Origin of the sequence: Psychrobacter pasteurii (assembly GCF_900162815.1) — a bacterium.
GTDB classification, from domain to species: Bacteria; Pseudomonadota; Gammaproteobacteria; order Pseudomonadales; family Moraxellaceae; genus Psychrobacter; species Psychrobacter pasteurii.
This window is the reverse complement of sequence record NZ_FUGD01000079.1, coordinates 1-5,947: the sequence shown is the minus strand read 5'-3', so window position 1 is coordinate 5,947 and position 5,947 is coordinate 1. Positions and strand designations below refer to the sequence as shown.

The 5,947-nt window shown below is 43.2% G+C and carries 3 protein-coding genes; all 3 read right to left on the bottom strand.

Annotated features, from left to right (window positions below; all coding sequences use genetic code 11):
* Window positions 1-614: IS1595-like element ISPssp3 family transposase (locus A1232T_RS06685; RefSeq protein ID WP_077448692.1), on the bottom strand; the 614-nt coding region annotated here is incomplete at its 3' end.
* A gap of 160 nt (window positions 615-774) precedes the next feature.
* Complete coding sequence (gene mfd / locus A1232T_RS06680) at window positions 775-4,521, bottom strand: transcription-repair coupling factor (protein ID WP_077448691.1); 3,747 nt, start codon at window positions 4,519-4,521, stop codon at window positions 775-777.
* A 270-nt stretch (window positions 4,522-4,791) separates the two neighbouring features.
* Window positions 4,792-5,919: an IS200/IS605 family element RNA-guided endonuclease TnpB gene (gene tnpB / locus A1232T_RS06675; protein ID WP_077448693.1), complete on the bottom strand. Its 1,128-nt coding sequence runs from the start codon at window positions 5,917-5,919 to the stop codon at window positions 4,792-4,794.
* Window positions 5,920-5,947: the final 28 nt, after the last annotated feature.

Genomic DNA, 5,947 nt, shown 5'->3' with positions numbered 1-5,947 from the left:
AATAATTGCGACTTTGGGTCACTGTGATTAAAACGCCACTCACATTCCTTTAAATAGAAGTGAAAATGCTCTTTTGGAACTCCGTTAAACTTACGTAGATGCCGTTTAGCTTGGTTCCAAAAGTTCTCTATACCATTAATGTGATTCTTGTCATTAACAAAGGTTTTGGAGTGGTTGATACGATAATGAGTAAACTCACTGACATCTAATGCGTTATAGCTTTTAAATGAGTCAGTATAAACAATGCTATCAGGCTTCACTTTTTCTCTTATAATGGGGATCAAAGTATCTGCTTTAGCATTGGGTATAATACAAGCGTAGACCTTGCCATTACGCTTTAATAGACCAAACACGGGCACTTTGCTACCAGCACCTCGCCCTCGCTTGCCTTTACGAGTGCCACCAAAGTATGATTCGTCTACTTCGATTTCGCCCTCAAATAGACCAGGGTCTTGACTATTCTCGTAAATAAGCAGTCTTAGCCTATGAAAGTAATAACTGGCTGTGGTTTTATTAACACCGACTAGGCTTGCTGCTGTTCTCGCGGTAGAACCGGCAACAAATAGCTCGATGAGTCTGTTTTGTTTATACCAACTTAGTTTACTCTTTCTCATAGTGCTATCCTAAATAATTTTACTTATCTAGGACAGCCCCTTAATTTTTCATATCATCCTGTTATTTGATGACTCTAAGATACTAGTAATTGATGACAATTAGATTAAAGCACCATGACGATTTAATGACTCTATGAGTAGATATAGCTACAGATAGAAATTAAGTATTTCCGTTATTGCTACCCTCTTTTTTTTGGGCCACGTGCTTTGAGAAGTGGTTTAATAGCTCACGGACCACATCCACTCGCTGCTGCGGTGTCTCAAGCTTATCAGGATTGGTATAGCGAATGCCTGAAGCCCCATTCATGCGATAGCGATTGCCATCCGACTGAATCAGCTGAATAATAGCCAAAGCTTCAACAGGAGTATCTGGAGCAAACTCTAATACCACGCTGCTGCTTGTCGCGTCTATCTTATAGATGGCCAAAGGCTCGGCCTGAACCCGTAACTGATGGATAGCAAATAACTGCTTAGTTTGATCTGGAAGCGTCCCAAACCTATCAATCATCTCAGTTCTAATATCGGTTAAGGTGTCCTTATCTTCAGCATTGCTAATACGCTTATAAAATAACAAACGCTGCGGTACATCATTGACATAGTCTTCTGGTATCAGCGCTGAGCAGTGCAAATTAATATCACTGGTCAAGGACAATGGTGTATTTAAGTCCGGCTCTTTACCTGCTTTGATGGCTTTAGTCGCACGCTCGAGCATATCCATGTAGAGACTAAAGCCGATGGCCTGCATGTTACCGCTTTGCTGTTTACCGAGTATCTCGCCAGCCCCACGAATCTCCAAGTCTTCACTGGCCAACATAAAGCCTGCCCCTAGTGTATTGGCTCTTTCAATGGCATGCAGACGCTTCTTAGCATCCCCTTTTAGCCCTTTGATAGAAGGTACTAACAGGTAGCAATAGGCTTGATGATGACTGCGCCCTACTCGGCCACGCAGCTGATGCAATTGAGCTAAGCCAAATTTATCGGCACGCTCAATAATAATGGTATTCGCGTTAGGCACATCGATGCCGGTTTCGATAATGGTGGTACAGACCAGTACGTTAAATTTTTTGTGATAAAACTGCTGCATCACCTGCTCAAGCCCACGCTCATTCATCTGACCGTGCGCAACGCCCACACGAGCCTCAGGTACTAGCTCGCGAATATTCTCTGCCATACGCTCGATACTGGCCACGTCATTGTGTAGTAGATAGACCTGTCCACCACGTAACAGCTCACGCAAAATAGCCTCTTTCATCAGCTGATTTGTCTTTTGCATTACGAAGGTTTTAATCGCCAATCGGCGAGCAGGCGGCGTGGCAATAATTGACATATCGCGCATACCGGTTAATGCCATGTTCAGCGTACGTGGAATCGGTGTGGCCGTCATAGACAAACTATCCACATCACTTTGAATGGCCTTGATACGCTCTTTATGACGCACCCCGAAGCGGTGCTCTTCATCGACAATCATTAAGCCTAAATTGGCAAATTTAACGTCTTTTTGTAGCAGCTTATGGGTACCAATAACGATATCTACTTTACCGGCGGCCAAATCTTCTAATACTTGGTCTTGGTATTTTTTGCCACCAAAACGAGACAAAGTCTCTACTCGGATTGGCCAATCGGCAAAGCGGTCTTTGAAGTTATCTTCATGCTGACCTGCCAGCAAGGTGGTCGGAACCAATACCGCTACCTGATAGCCACTATTTACGGCAATGAAAGCCGCTCGCATGGCCACTTCTGTTTTACCAAAGCCCACGTCACCACAAATTAGACGATCCATGGGTTTATTCTGCTTCATATCATGCATAACTGCATCGATGGCATTGGCCTGATCAGGCGTCTCTTCAAAAGCAAACTGACTGGCGAACAACTCATACTGGGCAGTTTCAACTTTAAAATGAATGCCCTCTTTGGCTTGACGACGGGCCTGCATATTTAATAGTTCTGCTGCCACGTCATGGATTTGCTCTAAGGCTTTTTGTTTGGCCTTATCCCACTTCCCACTACCAATCTTATGCAGCGGCGCAAGCGCTGGATCACCGCCACTATAACGGCTAATGAGCTGCAAGTTAGCTACTGGCACATAAATGCTGGCATCATCGGCATATTTTAGATGAATAAATTCTTGCTCACCCTCACCGATATCTAAAGTAATTAATCCATGATAACGACCAATACCTTGGTCAATATGAACCACCGGACTGCCCTCGGTAAGCTCTGTCACGCTCTTAATCAAGAACTCTTCTGACACATCACTTTGACGACGGCGACGGGTTTGCAGGACTTGCCTACCAAATAACTGAGTTTCACTAATAATAGATAAGTGATTGGCTATTACTGCCCCTCGCTCTATCGGTGCAATGGTTAAGCCTACTGTGGGCTTACCGCCCTCCATATTCCCATTATTTTGATAAAGCTCACTGTGTAAAAACTGCTGTAATCCCTCAAAGGTCTTAACGTTAATTTTTCCACGGAACAGCTCTAATAAAATCTCACGACGACCCGCCGTTTCCGCCACTATCAATATAGGACGAGGCACGGGCTTGTCTATGACTTGCTCACTTTCTGCCTCTTGATCGCCCCAATGACCTTCTGCATAATTTAATAGCTCTAGCAAAGGCTCAGCTTTTTGGTGACTGACAGGCAAGTCAGGGGGCGTTACTGCAGGCAGGCGCACCTTACCTGTTTGACTGTTGTCAGATGCTTGCAAGTCGTTTTGGCTCAAAATAATGCGAGAATAAGCCTTTAACTTCTCATTAGTTTCATTACTGGGTAAGTAAAGCAGCTTCGGCTCTAAAATAGGCTTATCAATATCATGACGGCGCTCTTCATAGCGGCGCTGAATTTGTGACCAATAATCGGCCTGAGACTCTGAGATATTTTCATCGATAATAAACAGCGCATCTTTAGGCAAATAGGTAAATAAGTGACCTGTTTGATTCCAGTCTTCTAAATCAAAGAACAGCGGCTGATAGTATTCAAGACCACTCGTGGCAATGCCAGCCATCACATCTTTATGCAGCTCAAAGCGGCGACTACTGACATTAGGGAACATTGCGGCAAAGTTATTGCGAAATGTCTCTTTGCCTTCATCTAAAGGAAACTCTTTGGCCGGTAAAATCTGAAACTCAGTAATTGGCTTCGATACATCAGGGAGCTTATGCAATAAGGATAAAGACTCTACCGTCAAGTCGTGCTGATTGGCTCGATCCGCATCTGCCCTACCTGATACCAGCTCTACCAAGGTCTCAGTAGATAACGTGCGCTGAGTTTGTGGGTTAAAAAATCTTATGGTCTCGATTTCATTATCAAATAAATCCAGACGCAGAGGGAACGGCTGACCCATAGCGAAAATATCGATCACACTACCACGTACTGCAAACTCACCAGGCTCAAACACATTGTCTACTGCTCGATAGCCTGCCGCAGCCAGCATCTCTCTTTGAGCATTTATGTCAAAGACATCTCCAACACTTAAATCAAAATGCTGACCAATTAGCCAGCTTGGTGGGGCGACGCGCTGCATTAAAGTTTGGATACTAATGAGTAAAACGCCACTTTTAGGCATTTCAGTCAGTAAGTTGATTCGCTCACTCACAATATCTTGATGCGGGGATAACTCATCGTAGGTCAGTGTCTCCCAATCTGGAAACACATAAGCATCCACCCCACAAAATGCCAACTCTGTTTCAATTTGATTGAGCTGGTTTTGATCTTTAGTTACCACCACCTTAAGACGATTGCCCACATTGGCCACTGAACAATCTGTAAGACTCGCCAACCATAGGCTACCTGCAGCGGCATGTGCTGGATACAGCCAGCGCCTTTGAGAGTTGTCTATAGGAAATAAGGCTTCATTGGTAGAGGTAAAGATATCAGTAAGAGGATGCTTAGAGAGTTTAGGCATAATGTTGTGGTAAATTTCCTTAACGAGGACCAATGGGCTGATAGAAAGTTACAGCTGCTTATCAATAAAGTCTCTATTATACGAACTAAAAAGAGGACTACAAATGATTATTACAGCACCGCTAACTCATTATAGAACATAATTTTTTGACCTACTCCCACCACCAAACCTAGCGGTTATGGTGGGGGAGTCTTTGCGACCCATAGCAACCTAAGCTACTACCTTTCGCCATGCCACCTACGCTGATAGGTATAGGCATGGGGGAACTCTTTACACAGTAGCAAGTCCTGCTACATCAGCTAACGCCTGTTGGCGTATATTATTGCTTGCATTGATATCACGGTCATGCTGTGTTTGACAGCTAGGACACGTCCAATGACGCACCGATAACGGCAGACTCTCTAGTTTGTGATGACAATGCGAACAAATTTTAGAACTGGCAAAAAACCGATTTACTTTTAGAACATTTTTGCCGTACCACTTAGCCTTGTAAGTAAGCAGAGTAACAAACTGTCCCCAGCCAACATCATTAATGGCTTTGGCAAGTTTACGGTTCTTTACCATATTTTTCACCGCCAAATCTTCAATCGCATAACTGGTCGCTTGGTTTTCGCAAATCAGTTTATGCGTGACTTTATGGTGTAAGTCTAAGCGCTGGTTGCGTACTTTTTCATGAATACGAGCAACTGCTAATTTTTGTTTTTGATAGTTTTTACTTTGTTTTTGTTTACGAGCAAAGATTTTTTGCTGTGCGGAAAGTCTTTGACTGGCTTTGGATAAATGTTTTGGGTTATCAACCTTGCTGCTATCAGACAGAACAAGTAGATGACTGATGCCTAAGTCAATACCAACAGTTAAGCTAGGCTCTATTGTGGTAGGTGTTGGTGCAACTTCATTGTTTTCAACTAAAATACTTGCATAGTATTTGCCTGTTGCTGTCTTACTAATCGTTACTGTTTTAATCTTACCTTCAAACTCACGGCTAAATACGGTCTTAATACCCTTTATTTTAGGTAGGTTGATCATGCCTTGTGCAAAGTTTACCGTGCAGTGTTGGGGGCATTGGTAGCTACGTTGAGGGATTTTTTTAGATTTAAAACGTGGAAACTTAGCCTGACCTTTGAAGAAGTTAGTAAAAGCGGTATGTACATTGAGCAAGGCATTTAGTAACGACTGGCTATTAACTTCACTAAGCCATGAAAATTTAGCCTTTTTCTTTTTCTTAACCAAGTGACTTTGAATCTTGGTTCGTGATAAAGACTTACCAAATATAGCGTAGTAGCGTTTTTGCAAAGCCAACGCCCAGTTGAACACAAAACGGCTACAACCAAAGTGCTTTTCGATAAGCACCTGCTGTTCACGATTTGGGTAAATGCGATATTTATAGGCTTTGAGCATGGCTTGGAAGTCGTCTTTAATAGAGATA